Source organism: Dermacoccus sp. NHGro5 (genome assembly GCF_017565385.1).
GTDB lineage: Bacteria > Actinomycetota > Actinomycetes > Actinomycetales > Dermatophilaceae > Dermacoccus > Dermacoccus nishinomiyaensis.
The window spans coordinates 1-17274 of record NZ_JAGEKQ010000033.1 but is presented as its reverse complement, the minus strand read 5'-3'; the positions used below and the strand labels follow the sequence as shown (position 1 = coordinate 17274).

Annotated in this window: 14 protein-coding genes and 1 riboswitch; of the genes, 8 read left to right on the top strand and 6 right to left on the bottom strand. The window is 69.2% G+C overall.

Annotated features, from left to right (window positions below; translation table 11 throughout):
- Positions 1-54 precede the first annotated feature (54 nt).
- Entirely contained in the window at positions 55-600 is a 546-nt protein-coding gene (locus J4Z35_RS12420) for a DUF4282 domain-containing protein (RefSeq protein WP_170957279.1), read from the top strand.
- A 97-nt stretch (positions 601-697) separates the two neighbouring features.
- Here J4Z35_RS12420 and J4Z35_RS12415 read toward each other — a convergent pair whose 3' ends face one another.
- From J4Z35_RS12415 to ugpC, 4 genes are all read right to left on the bottom strand, one after another.
- On the bottom strand, positions 698-1399 hold the full coding sequence (locus tag J4Z35_RS12415; protein ID WP_115297019.1) for an RDD family protein: 702 nt from the start codon (positions 1397-1399) through the stop codon (positions 698-700).
- Positions 1400-1440: 41 nt separating this feature from the next.
- A complete protein-coding gene (locus J4Z35_RS14765; protein ID WP_208065632.1) occupies positions 1441-2238 on the bottom strand; it encodes an RDD family protein in 798 nt (265 codons plus the stop codon).
- Positions 2239-2289: 51 nt separating this feature from the next.
- Complete coding sequence (locus J4Z35_RS12405) at positions 2290-3567, bottom strand: DUF4032 domain-containing protein (RefSeq protein WP_243755076.1); 1278 nt, start codon at positions 3565-3567, stop codon at positions 2290-2292.
- Between the two features lie 120 nt (positions 3568-3687).
- Positions 3688-4758: a sn-glycerol-3-phosphate ABC transporter ATP-binding protein UgpC gene (gene ugpC / locus J4Z35_RS12400; RefSeq protein WP_208065631.1), complete on the bottom strand. Its 1071-nt coding sequence runs from the start codon at positions 4756-4758 to the stop codon at positions 3688-3690.
- Positions 4759-5086: 328 nt separating this feature from the next.
- On the opposite strand from ugpC, the gene J4Z35_RS12395 reads away from it, so the two are divergent.
- The 4 genes from J4Z35_RS12395 to J4Z35_RS12380 all read left to right on the top strand — a co-directional run bounded on the left by J4Z35_RS12395 (position 5087) and on the right by J4Z35_RS12380 (position 10214).
- On the top strand, positions 5087-6424 hold the full coding sequence (locus J4Z35_RS12395; protein ID WP_208065630.1) for a maltose ABC transporter substrate-binding protein: 1338 nt from the start codon (positions 5087-5089) through the stop codon (positions 6422-6424).
- A 178-nt stretch (positions 6425-6602) separates the two neighbouring features.
- Positions 6603-8180: an ABC transporter permease subunit gene (locus tag J4Z35_RS12390; RefSeq protein ID WP_243755075.1), complete on the top strand. Its 1578-nt coding sequence runs from the start codon at positions 6603-6605 to the stop codon at positions 8178-8180.
- A complete protein-coding gene (locus tag J4Z35_RS12385; RefSeq protein ID WP_006946432.1) occupies positions 8180-9124 on the top strand; it encodes a sugar ABC transporter permease in 945 nt (314 codons plus the stop codon). The genes J4Z35_RS12390 and J4Z35_RS12385 overlap by 1 nt, the downstream gene beginning before the upstream one ends.
- 34 nt (positions 9125-9158) lie before the next feature.
- Positions 9159-10214, top strand: a complete 1056-nt coding sequence (locus tag J4Z35_RS12380) for a LacI family DNA-binding transcriptional regulator (RefSeq protein ID WP_208065629.1) — start codon at positions 9159-9161, stop codon at positions 10212-10214.
- Here the strand turns inward: J4Z35_RS12380 and otsB are convergent.
- A complete protein-coding gene (gene otsB / locus J4Z35_RS12375; protein WP_347813549.1) occupies positions 10189-11073 on the bottom strand; it encodes a trehalose-phosphatase in 885 nt (294 codons plus the stop codon). The two genes, J4Z35_RS12380 and otsB, sit on opposite strands and share 26 nt — an antisense overlap.
- Positions 11070-12485, bottom strand: coding sequence for a trehalose-6-phosphate synthase (locus J4Z35_RS12370; RefSeq protein WP_006943725.1), 1416 nt, complete (start codon positions 12483-12485; stop codon positions 11070-11072). Before J4Z35_RS12370 ends, otsB begins: the two co-directional genes overlap by 4 nt.
- A gap of 174 nt (positions 12486-12659) precedes the next feature.
- Here J4Z35_RS12370 and J4Z35_RS12365 point away from each other — a divergent pair, with 174 nt between their 5' ends.
- The 3 genes from J4Z35_RS12365 (at position 12660) to J4Z35_RS14760 (ending at position 17237) form a co-directional block, all read left to right on the top strand.
- Complete coding sequence (locus J4Z35_RS12365) at positions 12660-14534, top strand: serine/threonine-protein kinase (protein ID WP_050786426.1); 1875 nt, start codon at positions 12660-12662, stop codon at positions 14532-14534.
- Between the two features lie 70 nt (positions 14535-14604).
- On the top strand, positions 14605-16152 hold the full coding sequence (locus J4Z35_RS12360) for a threonine/serine exporter family protein (RefSeq protein WP_062258796.1): 1548 nt from the start codon (positions 14605-14607) through the stop codon (positions 16150-16152).
- A gap of 178 nt (positions 16153-16330) precedes the next feature.
- Positions 16331-16484, top strand: a riboswitch (cyclic di-AMP (ydaO/yuaA leader).
- A 6-nt stretch (positions 16485-16490) separates the two neighbouring features.
- Positions 16491-17237 carry a transglycosylase family protein gene (locus J4Z35_RS14760; RefSeq protein WP_208065628.1) on the top strand — a complete coding sequence of 249 codons (747 nt, stop codon included), beginning with the start codon at positions 16491-16493 and terminating at the stop codon, positions 17235-17237.
- Positions 17238-17274: the final 37 nt, after the last annotated feature.

Below are 17274 nucleotides of genomic sequence, written 5' to 3'. Positions count from 1 at the left end.
AGGTCGGATGCGGGAGGCTCCCAGCCCCGTATCGTGGTACGTCCAGGCACCATGATGAACGAGAGGGAGACCTTCACGATGTCGAACCACGACTCCTACGACGGATACCAGCCCGGCGACGGCCAGAACCCCGGTCACTACGGTCAGCCGCACCAGTACGACCAGACCGGTGACCAGGGGCAGTACGGGCAGTACGGTCAGCCGCACCAGAGCCAGTCGAACCAGTACGGCGCCCACACGTCCTACGACCAGACGCAGGCCAACCCCACGGCCGGCGCCCAGGCGTACGGGCAGCAGGTGCCCGCTGATCAGTCCTTGTCGGGCGCCGGGTTCTTCAAGGCGCTGTTCGATTTCTCGTTCTCGACGTTCATCACGCCGAAGATCGTCAAGTTCGCCTACGCCATCTCCGTCGGCGCTCTGGGGCTGTTGTGGGTCTTCATGGTGATCGGCGGCTTCGCGGACAACGCGGCGTCGGGTTTGCTCGCTCTCATCATCGGCCCCGTCCTCATCTTGCTGTACCTCGTCTTCATCCGGATGACGCTCGAGTTCTACGTCGCGATCGTTCGCATGAGCGAGGACATCCACCAGCGTCTGCGCTGACGCGTTCCCTGACGCGAAACGGCCCGGTTCCCTCGGAGAGGGGAACCGGGCCGTTTCACGTCGGGCGAGCTCGAGGCTCGCTCGCGGTGGGCGGGCGTCAGTCGCCGCGCACCACGATCGTGTGGACAATCTTGTCGTGCAGCGTCTGCTTGGTGTCATCCCACAGCGGCCACAGCAGGTCGACGATGAGCAGGAGTCCGCCGCTGATACCGCCGGCGACGGCTTCGAGCAGGTAACGCCCGAAGCCGACACCGGCGCCCGTCGGCTGACCCGTGCGCTCGTCGACGACCTTGAGGTGCAGCATCTTCTTGCCGAGGCTCTGGCCAGTCCTGCCCTGACGGATGGCGCGGTTCCAGAGGTTGAACAGCAACGCGACGAGCGGACCGAGCAGCGCCAACGCGACACCGCCGCCGGAGACGTTGTGCAGCGTCGAGTTGCCGTTGATGTCTTCCACCGAGTAGCTGTCCTTGAACGCCAGCCACAATCCGAGACCGGAGATGACGATCATCGGGACGGCCGACAGCAGGCTGTCGATGAGGTAGGCGCCCACGCGCGACCCCCATGAACCGTAGGGCGCGGACCCCGCCCGTCGAGCGGGCGCACCGTACTGCTGCCCCTGATATGGCTGGTTCTGGTACGGCTGGCCGGGCTGCGGCGCACCCTGGTAGCCCTGCGGTTGGTACGGCTGGCCCTGGTACTGCTGGTACTGGGGGCCCGGCTGCGACTGCGCGCCGCTGCCGTACCCCTGGGCGCCACCGTGCTCGGGCGGCGGAACGTAGGGGTCGTATCCGTTGCTCATGTCCGTTCCTTCTCGTCAGGCGTCGATGGCGGGTGGGCCGCTCAGGCCGTGCGGACGACGAGCGAGTGGACGGCCTTGTCGTGCCACGTCTGGTTCTTGTCGTCCCACAGCGGCCACAGGTAGTTGAGCAGGGGGATGAAGAACAGCAGCGGGATCAGCTGCGACGGCAGCGAGATCAGGATGTCGACTGCGAGGCGGCCGAGACCACGGCCGACACCCAGGTACTGGCCGGTCCGCTCGTTGATGACGCCGATCTTGAGCACCTTCTTGCCAATGCTCTGGCCTCGCTTGCCCTGCAGGTATCCCTCGTTCCAGAGACGGAACAGCAGACCGAGCAGCGTGCCCGCGCCCATGAACGCCCAGGCCCGGTCCGTGAAGGGATCGGTGGGGTCGGCGCCCGGCGCGTCCCAGCCGTCCTTGAGGAAATCTCCGGTGCCGAGCGCGATGCCGACGCAGATGATGGTCGGCAGGATCGTGATGAACCAGTCCAGCAACGCCGCACCGACACGCGAACCCCAGCTCGCGAGGATCGGCATGTTCGGCGCGCCCTGACCGTACTGCTGGGCGTAGCCCGGTGCGCCGTAGGCGTCCGGCCGGCCGTAGCCGCCGCCGTACTGCTGGCCCTGCGCGCCGTACTGCGCGCCACCGTACTGTTGGGCAGGCTGGCCGTAGCTCTGTTCCTGGTATTCCTGCTGGCCGTAACCCTGCTGGTCATGGCTCGGCTGTCCGTAAGCAGGCTGGCCCTGCGGCGCGCCGCCGTACTGGCCCGGCTGCGCGGCGGGGTCGTGCGGATTCTGACCGTACGGCTGGCTGCCGTATCCATTCGTGTTGTTGCTCATGATGATTCCCTCCTGTGCTCCTTCGCACACGAGGTTACCGGGGCGCCGCGCTCAGCGCGCGGTCATCTGCAGGGGCGTTGCGTCGGGGGCGATGACGTTCTGCTCGTCCGGTTTCGTCGGCAGGATGTTCTCGACGTAGTCGGCGACGGCTTCCTCGATCGTCACGCCACGCTGCAGACGCTCCGACATGTACCAGCGGTGCTCGAGCACCTCGTGGAACATCTCGGCTGGTTCGAGCTTCTGACGCAACTGCGGCGGTACCGTGCGGGTGATCGGTTCGTAGATCGTCGCGAGCCAGTCATGTGCGACGGCGCGTTCGTCGTCGCTCTGGCGGTTCTTGCTCGCCGTGAAGCTGACGAGGTCGTTGAGCAGTCGTCGCGCCTGGTTCTCGCCGACCTCGAGACCGGTGAGGTGACGCAGGCGGCGCGTGTGGTAGCCGGCCTCGACGATCTGGGGCTTGATCGACATCGTCGTGCCGTCGATGTCGGTCGTGATGTCGAGCTCGCCGACGTCGAATCCGAGGTCGTTCAGCGAGCGGATGCGCTGTTCGACGCGCCACGCGTCCGAGGCGTCGAAACGCTCGGCCTGCGTGAGTGCCTCCCACAGCTCGTGATAGCGCTCGACGATCGTGTTGCTCACCTCGATGGGGTCCATGTCGTCGGGCACCATGCCGCCAGCCTGCAGATCCATCAGCTCCCCGGCGATGTTGACCTGCGCGATGTCGAGGTCGTGCTCGCGCTGGCCCTTCGACAGCTTCTCGCGCAGCTCACCGGTCTCGGCGTCGACGAGGTAGGCGGCGAACTCGCCCGCGTCACGACGGAACAGGGCGTTCGACAGTGACACATCACCCCACCAGAAACCGACGAGGTGCACCTTGACGAGCAGGACCGCGAGGGCGTCGATGAGGCGGGTCGCCGCGTCCGGGCGCAGCGTCTGGCTGATCATCGCGCGGTACGGCAGCGAGAACTGCAGGTGCCGCGTCAGCAGGCACGCGTCGAGCGGTTCGCCGTGCACGTCGGTGCGTCCGGTGACGACGGCGATCGCCTCGACGCACGGCAGGTGCAGGCGCCGCAGCTGCTTGAGCATCGCGTATTCGCGCAGCGCGATGTCGGCCTTGATCTCCTTGACGGCGAGGATGCGGCCGTCGACCTTCGCGAAGCGGACGATGTGACGCGAGATGCCGCGCGGCAGTGCCGCGAGTCGATCCTCTGGCCACTGCTCGAGGGGCACGCTCCATGGCAGTGCGAACAGCGCGGGGTAGGGGCGTGCTGCCTTGATGTCGAGTGCCACCTCGTCATCCTCCCACCGTGCGGGGGCGGCTGCGCGCATCCGCGTGACGGTGTGTTTCACCCGAAACGGTGCCTCGGCCGCCCGTCGATGCGTCGAGCGGACGATGGCCGCTCGCCATCGTCCGCTCGATCGTCATGTCAGCCCCTCGCGGGTGCGCGTTCAGACGTTGATGCGCTCACCGGTCTCGACGTCGAAGAGGTGGATGTGATCGGTCTTCGGCGCGAAGTAGAGCGTGTCGCCCTTCATCGGGGGGCGGCGGCCGTCGACGCGGGCCATGACCTGCTGGTCCTCGCCCTCGACGTTCGTCTTGCCGTAGACGTAGGCGTCGGCGCCGAGCTCCTCGACCATGACGACGTCGACCTCGAGACCCGCGTCGGACGGCGCGAGGTCTTCCGGGCGGATGCCGAGCGTGACACGGTTCGAACCGGGGCGGGCGTCCGCGGGCAGCGGAATCGACGCGGTGCCGAGCAGCACCTTGTTGTCCTTGACCGGCACCTCGAACAGGTTCATCGCGGGGCTGCCGATGAAGCCGGCGACGAAGACGTTCTTCGGGTGGTCGTACATGTTGCGCGGCGTGTCGCACTGCTGCAGCAGACCGTCCTTGAGGACTGCGACGCGGTCACCCATCGTCATGGCCTCGACCTGGTCGTGGGTGACGTAGACGGTCGTCACACCGAGGCGACGCTGCAGGTCCGCGATCTGCGTGCGCGTCTGCACGCGCAGCTTGGCGTCGAGGTTCGACAGCGGCTCGTCCATGAGGAACACCTGCGGCTGACGCACGATGGCGCGACCCATCGCGACGCGCTGACGCTGGCCACCCGACAGGTCCTTCGGCTTGCGCTCGAGGTACTGCGTGAGGTCGAGGATCTGCGCGGCCTCCTCGACGCGCTTGCGGATCTCGCCCTTGTCGACGCCGGCGATCTTGAGCGCGAAGCCCATGTTGTCGGCGACGCTCATGTGCGGGTAGAGCGCGTAGTTCTGGAACACCATCGCCACGTCGCGATCCTTAGGCGACAGCGCCGTGACGTCGCGTCCGTCGATGAGGATGCGGCCGCTCGTCACCTCTTCCAGGCCGGCGAGCATGCGCAGCGAGGTCGACTTGCCGCAGCCCGACGGGCCGACGAGGACGAGGAACTCGCCGTCGGCGATCTCGATGTTGAGGTCGCTGACGCTGGGACGATCGGCCCCGGGGTAGGTGAGGGTGACGTTGTCGTACGTGACGGTTGCCATGGGGTTTTCCTTAGCGCTCACCGGCAGGAACGTGCCGGACGATCCGTTGTGAACGGGCGGCGCACGGATGTGACGCCGCACACAGCATGCCTGATGGGAGTGGCTCTTGACCAGCCCTTCTGCACATTTGTTTCAGTAGCGCTCATCTGAGCACCCCGTCTCGAGGGGTAGGTGGGTCGATCTGCATGCTCGCTCGGCCCTGCCTATCACCCGATCAACGCTCCTTGATCAAATCGTGACCGTGAAAAACTTTGCAGACCCTGAGTACACGCTGCATGCTGTGAAGCAGGCCACACTCGAGGTGTGGCCCTGAACAATCGGAGCACTCATGACCAAGCGCAGTGTGGCTGTCGCATTCGCGGGCGTCCTCGCCCTCTCCGTCTCCGCGTGCGGCGGCGGCTCGTCCTCGTCCGACTCGTCGAAGAGCGACACGTCTGCGGCTTCGTCGAAGTCCGGCGACGCGAAGGCGCCGGGCAGTGCTGCCGCCGGCAGTGACGTCAACGCCAAGGACCCGAAGCGTGACGCCAACGCCGACCTCGTCGTCTGGGCTGACGGCACCGCGGCCCCCGTCGTCTCCAAGCTCGCCAAGCAGTTCGCGGACGAGAACGACGTCAAGGTCTCCGTCCAGGTCTCGACGGACGTGCGCGGCAACTACGGCACGGCCTTCAAGGCGGGCCAGGCCCCCGACGTCATCGTCGGCGCTCACGACTGGATGGGTGAGCTCGTCTCCAACGGCTCCGTCGCGCCCGTGCAGATCCCCGCCAACGTCGCTTCCGGCTTCAACAAGGAGGCCATCGCCGCGACGAAGTACAACAACCAGTCCTACGGCGTGCCCTACGCCGTCGAGAACATGGCGCTCGTGCGCAACACCGACATGGTCAAGGACGCGCCGAAGACGATCGACGAGCTCGTCTCCACCGGTCAGAAGGTCGTCGACGAGAAGAAGGCGACGAACGTCCTCTCCCTCGAGATGGGCAAGCAGGGCGACGCCTACCACGGCATCCCGTTCCTCACCGGCTTCGGCGGCGGCATCTTCGGCACGAAGGCCAACGGCGACTACGACGCGAGCAAGCTGCTCGTCAACTCGCCCGGGAGCCTCAAGGGCGCCAACCTGCTCGCCGAGCTCGGCAAGAAGAAGGTGCTGTCGACCAACGTCGACAAGACCAACGGTGACGCCCTGTTCGCCGACAAGAAGGCGCCGTACATCATCACCGGCCCGTGGTCGCTGCCGACGTTCGACAAGGCCGGCATCAAGTACGAGGTCTCCTCGCTGCCCACCGTCACCGGCGGCGGAAAGATGACGCCGTTCCTCGGCGTGCAGATGTTCTACGTCAGCTCGAAGGCGAAGAATGCGACCGTCGCTCAGACGTTCACCACGTCCTTCCTCACCACCGAGGCCGCGCAGAAGGCGCTGTTCGAGGTCGGCAAGCGTCCGCCGGCACTGACGGCGGCGTACGACGAGGTCGTCAAGTCCAACCCCGACGTCGCGAAGTGGGCCGAGGCCGGCAAGGGCGCGAAGCTCATGCCGAACATCCCCGCGATGAATGCCGTCTGGGGCCCGATGGGTCAGGCGATGGCCGACGTCATCTCCGGCAAGGCAGCCCCCGACGCCCGCTTCAATGCGGCGCAGAAGGAGATCGAGGCCGCCATCAAGGCCGGCAGCTGACGATCCACCCACGTCGCATCCGTGAGCCGGTGACCACGTCGGTCGTCGGCTCACGGCGCGTCGAGCGTCGACGACGACGCCCATCACGACAGGCCTGACGGCGCCCGCGAGGCGCCTCACGCCCCAGGCTGGTGCGGTGAGCACCGGTGAACGAATTCCCCGAGCGATGGAGAAGGACATGGCGACCCTCGCCGCCCCCGAGCAGACGTCGGGTCTGCCGCCAGCCAAGAGCCCCGTGTGGGCGCCGATCCTCAAGTGGGCGCTCGTCGCGGCCACCGTCATCCTCTGCATCTATCTCGCGACGCAGCTGGCCGACAAGGGGTACGGCCTCGCCGTCGTCGGTGTCGCGTTCGTCGCGATGGCCGTGCTCGTCGTGTACGGCACGCGCCGCAACGTGCCCGCGAAGTATCTGTTCCCGGGCCTGATCCTGCTGCTCGGGCTGCAGGTGTGGCCCATCGTGTACACGGCCGCGACGTCGTTCACGAACTACGGCCAGGGCCACCTCGTCTCCAAGGAGGAGGCGACGAAGCAGGACATCGCCTACTCCGTCCAGCAGGTCGCGGGGTCGCCGACGTACGGGCTGTCGATCGCCGTCAAGGACGGCCAGGATGTGACGTCCGCGCCGTTGCACTTCCTGCTGACCGACGAGAAGGGCAAGCACTTCGTCGGTGACGCCAAGGGGTTGCAGCCGCTCACGGGCAAGACGGAGATGGGCATCGGCCACCTCAAGTCGGCCGAGGGCTATCGCGTCCTCAAGCTCGGCGAGGCGAACAAGCGCAAGGACCTCGCCAACTTCGCGGTGCCGACGAGTGACGGCCACGGCATCAAGGCCAGTGGCGTCTCGCAGGCGTTCGAGGGCGCGCCGACGCTGAAGTGGGACAAGGCGAAGAACACCCTCACCGACTCCGCCACGGGCACGGTATATGTCGAGAAGGATGCACGCTGGGTGCCGCAGTCCGGCTCCGCGAGCCCGCTGCCGGTCGGGTGGAAGCAGGGCGTCGGGTTCAAGAACTACACCGACCTCGTGACGAACGACACGATTCGCAAGGGGTTCTTCGGCATCTTCGCGTGGAACATGGCGTTCGCCATCCTGTCGGTGCTGTCGACCTTCGTGCTCGGCATGCTGCTCGCGCTGCTGCTCAACGACCCGCGCATCAAGGGCCGCGCCATCTACCGCAGCCTGCTCATCCTGCCGTACGCCGTGCCCGTGTTCGTCTCCGCGCTCGTGTGGGCGTCGATGTTCAACCAGGACTACGGCCTCATCAACAACCTGACCGGCCTCGACATCGACTGGTTCGGCGACCCGTGGGCCGCGCGCGCCGCCATCCTGCTGACCAACCTGTGGCTGGGCTTCCCCTACATGTTCGTCGTGTGCACAGGCGCGCTGCAGTCGATCCCGGGTGACGTCATGGAGGCCGCACGCATCGACGGTGCCGGCCCGATCCGGACGCTGCGCTCCATCACGATGCCGCTGCTGCTCGTCGCGGTGGGCCCCCTGCTCATCGCGTCGTTCGCGTTCAACTTCAACAACTTCGGCCTCATCTACCTGCTGACCAAGGGCGGGCCGTTCGTCGGCGACAGCGCCCAGATCGGTTCGACCGACCTGCTCATCACCTACGCGTACCGTCTCGCGATCGACGGGACGAACCCGAACTTCGGTCTCGCATCCGCGGTCGCCGTCGTCATCTTCATCATCGTCGCGCTCCTGAGCTTCCCCGGCTTCCTGCGCAGCAAGGCCCTCGAGGAGGTCAACTGATGTCTGCCATGAACACCCCTGCGGCCGGCCTGCCCGAACCGGGAGCCGTGACCGGCGTGCCCGAAGCTGCTCCCGGTGGCACGCATGCTCGTGCGCCGCGCCTCGGTGGCGGCGTGTGGTGGCGCCACCTGCTCGCGCTGTGCGCGCTCGCCTTCGCGCTGTTCCCGATCCTGTTCCTGCTCTCGGCGGCACTCAACAAGGCGGGGACGCTGAGTTCTTCGACGCTGCTGCCGACGAGCTTCTCGCTCAACAACTTCTCCGACCTGTTCAGCAACGAGGCGCGACCGTTCGTCACCTGGTACAAGAACGCGCTGCTCATCGCGCTCGTCGGTTCGGTGTTCAGCGTCTTCATCGGCGCGTGCTCCGCGTTCGCGTTCTCGCGCCTGCGCTTCCGAGGCCGCCGGGCGATGCTGCTCGCGCTGCTGCTGCTGCAGATGTTTCCGGCGCTGCTCGCGTTCGTCGGCCTCTACATCACCTTCTCGAAGATCGGTGAGGTGATGCCCGCGTTCGGCCTCAACACCACGTGGGGGCTCATCCTCGTCTATCTGGGCGGCGCGATGGGATCGAACGTGTGGCTTCTCAAGGGTTACTTCGACACCGTTCCGAAGGAACTCGACGAGGCCGCGTTCGTCGACGGCGCCTCGCATGCCCGCGTGTTCTTCAGCCTGACGCTGCCGCTCGTGCGCCCGATCCTCGTCACGGTGTTCATGGTGTCGTTCGTCAGCTTGTTCGGCGAGTTCATGCTCGCGAGCATCTTCCTCACCGACGTCGACAAGCAGACCCTCGGCGTCGGCCTCTACGGCATGACGGTCGGCAACGACCGCAACGCCCTGTTCGGCCAGTTCTCGGCTGGTGCGCTGCTCAGCTCGATCCCGATCATGGCGCTGTACCTGGCCTTCCAGAAGCAGCTCATCGGTGGTCTCACCACCGGCTCGGTGAAGTGAACTCGTACCGCGGCGGCGCGACGGGAGCGGGCGCGTGAGCGCCACCGAGGACGCGGCGCTCAGGCGTGGCGGCGACGAATCGCCGCCGCGCCTGCAGCAGATCGCTGCTGCTGCGGGGGTCTCGCAGGCGACCGTCTCGCGCGTGCTCAACAACAAGGCCGGCGTCGCCGAGGCCACGCGCCGCAGCGTCCTCACCGCCGTCGACGTCCTCGGCTACGAACGCCCCGTGAGCCTGCGCCGCGCGGGGGCTGGCGCCATCGGCCTCGTCGTGCCCGAACTCGACAACCCGATCTTCCCCGCGCTCGCACAGGCCGTCACGACGCGGCTCGCTGCAGCGGGGTACACCGCCGTCCTGTGCCCGACGAGCGCCGGCGGGGTGCAGGAGGATGAGTACCTGTCGATGCTGCTGGAACGCGGCATCGCCGGACTCATCCACGTCTCGGGTCGCCACGCCGACACGACGGCGTCGATCGCGCGCCATCAGGAACTCGTCGCGCAGGGCCTGCCCGTCGTCCTCGTCAACGGCCACCGCGACGACCTCGCCGTCACGTCGTTGTCGACTGACGACCGCGTCGCGGTGCGCCTCGCCGTCAGCCACCTGCTGAGTCTGGGGCACCGCCGGCTCGGTCTGGCCGTCGGGCCGGCACGCTACACCCCGTCGATCCGCAAGCTGACGGCGTTCCGCGACGCCGCGGCCGAGTTCGGGTTCGAGGCGCTCGTCGAACACACGTGGTTCAGCGTCGAGGGCGGCGAACTCGCGGGAACGCAGCTCACCGCGCGGGGCGCGAGCGGCATCATCTGCGGCTCGGACCTCATGGCGCTCGGCGTCATCCGCGGAGCGCGTCACGCGGGCTTGGACGTGCCGAGGGAGCTCTCCGTCGTCGGTTTCGACGGCTCGGCGATGACGGAGCACACCTCGCCGCCGCTGACGACGGTGCGCCAGAACGTCCCCGCGCTCGCCGACGGCGCCGTCGACACGCTGCTCGACCAGATCCGTGGGCTCGCAGCGGCCGCGCCGTGCGCCCGTGAGCTGGTGCTCGCGCCCGACCTCGTCGTGCGCGCCTCTACCGGCCCGCCTCCGGTGCGCTGACGGCGCCCTTACCGGCGTCGGCGTCGTCTCGGACGTCGGCGTCGTCTCGTGGCGCGTCGCGCCGCGCCTTCGTCAGCGCGCCGAGCAGAGCGTCGAGCAGCGGCGGGACGTCGGTGCAGCCGGGGACGCGGTGCGCTGCGGCGGTGTCGCCGTCGCCGACCTTGACGCCGATGTCGCTTCCCGCGCGCAGCGTCGTGAACACCGTCTCGTCGGTGACGTCGTCGCCCAGGTAGAACGTCGCACGCAGGTTGCGCTCGGCGGCGAGGGCCGCGAGTGCCGCGCCCTTCGACACGTCGAGCACCGACAGTTCGACGACGGCCTTGCCGCGCATCGCGTGGACGCCCGGGACATCCTGCGGGACGGCGAGCGCCGCGCAGGTCGCGCGCTCGGCCTCGTCCTCGTCCATGCCGCGGGTGTGCAGGACGACGCCGGCCGGCTTGTACTCGACGCGTGTCGCGGGCAGTCGTTCGGCGATCGTCTCGAGCGCGTGGGTGGCGCCGTCGAGGGCGGCGCGCTCGACGTCGCTCAGCGCGCTGCCGCCCGAGGCGGCGGAGCCGAGGGTGGTCGAGATCTCTGCGCCGTGGCTGCCGATGAGGACAATGGGGGAGGACTCGTCGATCCCCGTCAGCGCGCGCAGGGTGGCGAGGTCACGACCCGATGCGAGTGCGACGCTCACGCCCGGTAGCGCCGCCATCGCACTGAGTGCCTCGATCGTGCCCGGTTGCGGGCGGGCGCTCGCGGGGTCGAGGACGATCGGCGCGAGCACCCCGTCGAAGTCGGAGGCGACGAGCACGTCACCGCGGCGCGCGAAAGCATCCAGCTCCTTGCGTGACGGCGGCCGCAGCGGCGTCGCGGTCACGATGCGGCCTGCGTCGACGGCGCCTTCGGGGCGGCCTCGAGGCTCGCGAGGTAGTTCTTCGCCCACTGCTGCACCGAGTTCTCGCTCACGAGGGCACGCATCGAGTCCATCCGCTGACGACGCTGGGGCGCCGGCGCGTCGACGGCCTTCATGATCTGCTGCTTGAGACCCGCGATGTCGTGCGGGTTGCACAGGTAGGCGTCGCTCAGCTCCGTCGCGGCGCCGGTGAACTCGGACAACACGAGCGCCCCGTCGTCGGCGCAGCACGTCACGTACTCCTTCGCGACGAGATTCATGCCGTCGCGCAGCGGCGTGACGAGCATGATGTCGGCGGCCGCGAACATCGCCGCCATCTCCTCGCGGTCGAACGAGCGGTGCAGGTACGTGAGCGCCGTCGCGCCGATGCTCGAGAAGTCACCGTTGATACGCCCGACCGTCAGCTCGATCTGGTCGCGCAGATCCATGTACGCCTTGACGCGCTCGCGGCTCGGCGTCGCGACCTGGATGAGTTTGTGCTTGCTCGGGTCGAGCCGCTCGTCGGCGAGCAGTTCGCCGAACGCCTTGAGGCGGTGACGGATGCCCTTCGTGTAGTCGAGGCGATCGACGCCCAGCAGGATCTTCTCCGGGTTGCCGAGCTGCTCGCGGATCTCACGCGCCCGCGCCTGCACCGAATCCGACTCGACGATCTCGCGCAGCCCCTCGACGTCGATCGAGATCGGCACCGCGGCTGCGCGCACCTGACGTTCGCCGAGGTCGACGACGTCGCCCGTCACGTCGAGGTCGAGGTACTGACGCACCGCGCGCAGGAAGTTGCCCGCGTCCTCGGTGCGCTGGAAACCCAGGAAGTCGGCGCCGAGCAGCCCCTCGAGGATCTCCTCGCGCCCGGGCAGCTGCGCGAACAGCTCGACGGCGGGGAAGGGGATGTGGTTGAACCAGCCGATGCGCAGGTCGGGGCGCATCTCGCGCAGCATCTCCGGCACGAGCTGCAGCTGATAGTCGTGCACCCACACCGTCGCGCCCTGCGCGGCGACCTCGGCGCAGGCGTTCGCGAAGCGACGGTTGACGCGGCGATACACCGAACGCCAGCTGCGACGGAACGTCGGCGTGATGATGACGTCGTGGTAGACGGGCCACAATGTGTCGTTGCTGTGGCCCTCGTAGTAGTCGGCGACCTCCTGCTCCGACAGCGCGACCGGGTGCAGGTGCATGCCGCCGTCGTCGAACGGTTCGGGCGCCTCACCCGGCTCGCCCGCCCAGCCGACCCAGGCGCCGTCACGCCCACGCATGACGGCGTCCATCGCGGTGACGAGGCCGCCGGGGGAGCGGCGCCACTGCGACTCGCCGTCCGGCGTCGTCACGCGGTCGACGGGCAGCCGGTTGGCCGCGACGACGAAGTCGTAGGTCTCGCTCATCGGAAAGTTCCTTCGCTCATCGGTGCGCGGGACGAACAGGTGCGGCGTGCGCTCGAATTCGGCGGGGCGCCGGGGCCGTTCGCGTCTTCGTCACGAGCCTATCGCGGGGCGGCGGGGGCGTGCCGGGCCGCGTCGATCCAGCACTTTGTCATGTGCGCGGCCTACCGTGGAGCCATGACGTCCCCGGAGCCTCCTGAGCCGACACGCGCCGGACACCGTCTGCCGCGGCGCACCCACCCGACGCCGTCGCCGACGCCCGAGCGTCACGACGACGCGACACAGGTGGCGCCGCAGGGCACGCGGACACGGCAGGGCTCGGGCGCTCACGCGGCCACCCCGGCCGACGGTGGGGACGTCGTCGGCCACTTCCGCATCCTCGACAAGATCGGCGAGGGCGGCATGGGCGTCGTCTACCGCGCGCTCGACACCCGAAGCTCGGACGGGCGGGAGGTCGCCGTCAAGGTGCTGCGCCCGCACATCGCCTACGACCCCGACGCGCGCACCCGCCTCGCGCGGGAGGTCGCGACGCTGGAACGCGTCCACACACCCGGCGTCGCCGCCGTCATCGCCGCGGAGCCGTACGGCGAGCGCCCGTACATCGCCACCGAGTACGTGCCCGGCATCCCCCTCGACGAGGTCGTCAAGCGCCGCGGGCCGTTCGAGCCCGACGCGCTGGCGCGCCTCGGGCGCGACCTGGCCGTCGCCATCCAGGCCATCCATGACGCCGGCGTCGTCCACCGCGACCTCAAGCCGGGCAACGTGCTCATGGTCGACGGGCGCCCCGTCGTCATCGACTTCGGCATCGCCCACATCGCCGACGACGCGCGCCTGACGTCGACCGGCCTCGTCATGGGCACCCCCGGCTACCTCTCGCCCGAGCTCGTCGAGGGTGCGCCCGTGTCGACGTCGACCGACTGGTGGGGCTGGGCCGCGACGCTCGCCTTCGCCGCGCAGGGTGAGCCGCCGTTCGGGCGCGGCCCGATGCCGGCGGTGCTCGACCGCGTGACGCGTGGTCAGGCCAACCTCGGCGGCGTCGACGCGCGGCTGCGGCCGCTGCTCGCCGCCGCGCTCAGCCCGGTGCCGCAGGAGCGACCGTCGGCCCGGCAGGTCATCGAACAGATGGAGCGGTACGCGCGCGGCGAACCGACGACGTACGTCCCGGTGCGACGCGCGGCAGAGCCGCGCGTGACTCGCCCCGAATCGCAGCAACCCCGCCCCGACGCGACGGCTGTGCTCGGCCGCCCGGACGCCACGCGCGTCGCGCCGGTGACGTCGCCGCCGCCGCTGAGTGCGGGGCCAACGGACGCCGAACGCGCTCAGCAGGGGGCCCCGGTGCGTCAGGGCGCCCAGGGGTATGCCAACCCGAGCCCATACGGCTCCGCGCCCGTTCCGTTCGCGCCGAAACCGCAGTCGCGCCCGGGCGAGCACGACCCGCGCATCAACCTGCCGCATCGATCGGGAACGCTGCAGGCGATCTTCGTCCTGTGGTTGGGCGTGACGGCGCTCGTGCCCGTCGTCGGGCTCGTGCTGCTCGTCGTGTGGAACCTCGCCGCGCGCTTCAGCGACTCCACGATCACCCAGACCGTCCTGCGACGCTACGAGGCCGGACGACGACGCAGCGACGGCGCCGTCGCCGTCGCGAGTGCGCCGTGGCACGCGTTGCGCGCGACGCTGTCGACGCTGTTCGCCCTCATCCTGCCGACCGTCGTCTTCGCCTGCGTCGCGGCGCTCGTCGGTATCGGCTGGGTGGCCGTGCGTGGCGGCGTGCCGCGCGTGTGGTGGGCGCTGCCGCTCGTGCTCGGCGCGGGCGCCGCGCAACTGGCGCTGTGGCGGGGCGCCGGTTCGGTCGGCTACCGACGCGGTTCGCGCTCGCTCGTGCGCGGCCTCGTGCCGCAGAACGCGACGCGCATCGTCGCGGGCATCGCCGTCGGCCTCGGCCTGTTCATGCTGGTCGGCTCGTTCCTGCAGCAGGGCGACATCTCATGGTTCCCGTTGACGGGCGGCATCGACGACCCGCTGGCGCGGTACGCGCCGAGCGTGCAGCGCTGAGTGGATGCACCACAGCGCGTCCACAGCGCGCGCCGAGGGATCGTCACGTTCGGCGTCCTAGGATCAGGGAATGGGTCAGTACGGACGAGAGCACGGCACGACGGGGCCCAACCCGATCTCGGAGAACACGCAGCCGGTCCTGGCGCCGCGGATGCGGTTCCTGCGCAGCGAACCGGTCACCGAGCCGCTGCCCATCGCCGATGCGCTGAAGAACACTCCCTACCGCGACCCGAACGTCCTCGCGGGAGTCAGCGACGACTCGGCCCAGTACAAGGCGCTCGACATCGCCGTGCGCGTGGGGGAGTTGTTGCTGCGCTGCGGGGCGAGCACGCGTGACGTCGAGTCGAGCGTCGTCGCCGTCGCCGCATCGGCGGGGCTGCGCCGCCTCGAGGTCGACATCACGAACCAGGCGCTGCTGCTGCAGACGCCGTCACCGCATCCGGGCCATCCGCCGCTGACGATGCTGCGCGTCGCCCGTTCGTCGACGCGTGACTTCTCCCGGCTGACGGCCGTGCACCAGTTCGTCGAGCGCCTCGTCGCGGGCGGCATGGATCTCGACGAGGCGACGAAGCAGTTGCGGCGCATCCAGCGGATGCCGCGGCTGTACCCGCGATGGCTCGTCTCGGTCGCGTTCGGTGGTCTCGCCGCGTCGGTCGCGACGATCCTCGGTGGTAGCTGGATGGCCGTCGCCGTCGCGTTCGTGTCGGCGATCATCGTCGACCGCATCGGGCGCGTGCTGAGCAACCTGGGGGTACCGAGCTTCTACTCGGCGGCCGCCGGCGGACTCGCCTCGACGATGCTCGCGTGGCTCGCGTACATGTCGCACCAGAGTCATCTCGTCGGCGAGTTCGTCGCCACCCACCTGCCCGGCTCGATGACGATGGCCGACTTCGCGTACGCGATCTCGGGCGGCATCGTCGCGCTGCTGCCCGGTCGTCAGATGGCGTCCGCGGTCGAGGACGCGGTCACCGGCTATCCGGTCACCGCCTCCGGACGCGTGTTGACGGTGATCCTCGCCTGCGCGGGCATCACCGTCGGCGTCGGTGCGGGGTTGTCCTTGACGCTGAGTCTCGACAACGCCCTCGACCTCGGGCTCCAGTCGCCCGGGGTGCTGCGTTACGACTCGCCGTCGACGACCTTTCTGCTCCAGGTTGCCTGCGGTGCACTCGGCGCGGTCTGCTCGGCCGTGACGATGCGTTCGCGTGTCCGGATGCTCGTGCCGACGGCCGTCATGGGCGCCCTGGGCGTGGGCGGCGTGACGTTCCTCGTCAGCTCCATCGGCCTCGGCGCGACGACGGCGACCGCGATGGCCGCAACGGCCGTCGGGTTCTGCGCGCGACTGCTCGCGCTGCGCCTCGGCGCCCCCGCGCTCGTGCTCGTCATGCCCGCGGTCTCGCCGATGCTGCCCGGCCTGCGCATCTTCCGCGGCATGTACGAGTCCGTGTCGGGTTCACTGCTCGGAGCGACGCGCGTGGCGCAGTCCGGGGTCGGGGTGACGACGATGCTCGGCGCCGTCGGGATCGCCCTCGCGCTGAGCACGGGGGCGCTTCTCGGGGACGTGCTGTCGGCGCCGTTCGACCGCCCGATCGTGCAGCGCCGCAGGGCTCGTCGTCGCTGACGGGCGGGGGGGTTCTCGCGCGCGGCGACGGCGGGGGCCGCAGTAATTCACATTTTGTGACGTAGGTCGCGTAACGTTCTCCTCGCTGTGGCGATGTCGTGAGTGTCGCCCAAGCGGCTCACAACTCAACACACCAAGAATTCGCGGGCAGCGCCAACGCCAAACCTCGTCGGGCGCCGCTTCATTCGCACCGTGCGAACCGCAGACGAGGGTGGGGGACCCACTCGTGGCACTCGCTGAGTGCCTTGGGGTGAAGCCGGTCCCGAACCGGCCGAGCACCTGACCGCTCGAACCCGACAGCTCACCTCACCGGCGTCGTCAGGAAAGGAAACACCTCCATGGGTTACACCCCGAAGCACTCCGCTCCCTCCGACTCGACCATGGGTCGCAAGGCTGCGGGCGTCGCCCTCGTCGGTGCCGCCACCGTCGGCGCCGGCGTCACGAGCGCCACCACCGCATCGGCCGCTCCGGCCGGTTCGGTCTGGGACCGCGTCGCCGCCTGTGAGGCGGGCGGCAACTGGCACATCAACACGGGCAACGGCTTCTACGGCGGCCTGCAGTTCACGCAGCAGACGTGGGCCGGCTTCGGTGGCACGCAGTACGCCGCCCGCGCCGACCTCGCCACGCGCGAGCAGCAGATCGCGATCGCCCAGAAGACCCTCGCCGTCCAGGGCCCCGGCGCCTGGCCCGTGTGCTCCGTGCGCGGTGGCCTGACCCGCGCCAACGGTGGCAGCACCGCTGCGGCTCCTGCCGCTGCGGCCGCGAAGACGCAGGTGTCGCGCTCCACCGCTCGTTCCGCCGTCAAGGCTCCCGCCGCGACGTCCGGCAAGCTCGCCGCCGACGGCATCCTCGGTCGCCAGACCGCTCGCTCGCTGCAGGCCTGGGTCGGTACGTACCGTGACGGCATCGTCGGCCCGCAGACGAAGATGGCCCTCCAGCGCACGGTCGGCACGACGCCCGACGGCATCATCGGCCCCCGCACGGTCGCCGCGCTGCAGTCGAAGCTCGGCATCTCCCAGGACGGCGCGACGTACCTCAACGCCCGCACCGTCCGCGCCCTGCAGGCGCACCTGAACAACCACTGATCGCGCGCCTGATCGACGACGAGGGCCCCACCGCTTC

What these genes read in the sequence shown, in the direction of transcription:
- J4Z35_RS12390 (WP_243755075.1), top strand. Translation starts at nt 6,603, where the DNA reads ATGGCGACCCTCGCCGCCCCCGAGCAGACGTCGGGTCTGCCGCCAGCC.
- J4Z35_RS14765 (WP_208065632.1), bottom strand. Translation starts at nt 2,238, where the DNA reads ATGAGCAACAACACGAATGGATACGGCAGCCAGCCGTACGGTCAGAAT.
- J4Z35_RS12365 (WP_050786426.1), top strand. Translation starts at nt 12,660, where the DNA reads ATGACGTCCCCGGAGCCTCCTGAGCCGACACGCGCCGGACACCGTCTG.
- J4Z35_RS12360 (WP_062258796.1), top strand. Translation starts at nt 14,605, where the DNA reads ATGGGTCAGTACGGACGAGAGCACGGCACGACGGGGCCCAACCCGATC.
- J4Z35_RS12385 (WP_006946432.1), top strand. Translation starts at nt 8,180, where the DNA reads ATGTCTGCCATGAACACCCCTGCGGCCGGCCTGCCCGAACCGGGAGCC.
- ugpC (WP_208065631.1), bottom strand. Translation starts at nt 4,758, where the DNA reads ATGGCAACCGTCACGTACGACAACGTCACCCTCACCTACCCCGGGGCC.
- J4Z35_RS12405 (WP_243755076.1), bottom strand. Translation starts at nt 3,567, where the DNA reads ATGCGCGCAGCCGCCCCCGCACGGTGGGAGGATGACGAGGTGGCACTC.
- J4Z35_RS12370 (WP_006943725.1), bottom strand. Translation starts at nt 12,485, where the DNA reads ATGAGCGAGACCTACGACTTCGTCGTCGCGGCCAACCGGCTGCCCGTC.
- J4Z35_RS12420 (WP_170957279.1), top strand. Translation starts at nt 55, where the DNA reads ATGAACGAGAGGGAGACCTTCACGATGTCGAACCACGACTCCTACGAC.
- J4Z35_RS14760 (WP_208065628.1), top strand. Translation starts at nt 16,491, where the DNA reads ATGGGTTACACCCCGAAGCACTCCGCTCCCTCCGACTCGACCATGGGT.
- J4Z35_RS12395 (WP_208065630.1), top strand. Translation starts at nt 5,087, where the DNA reads ATGACCAAGCGCAGTGTGGCTGTCGCATTCGCGGGCGTCCTCGCCCTC.
- J4Z35_RS12415 (WP_115297019.1), bottom strand. Translation starts at nt 1,399, where the DNA reads ATGAGCAACGGATACGACCCCTACGTTCCGCCGCCCGAGCACGGTGGC.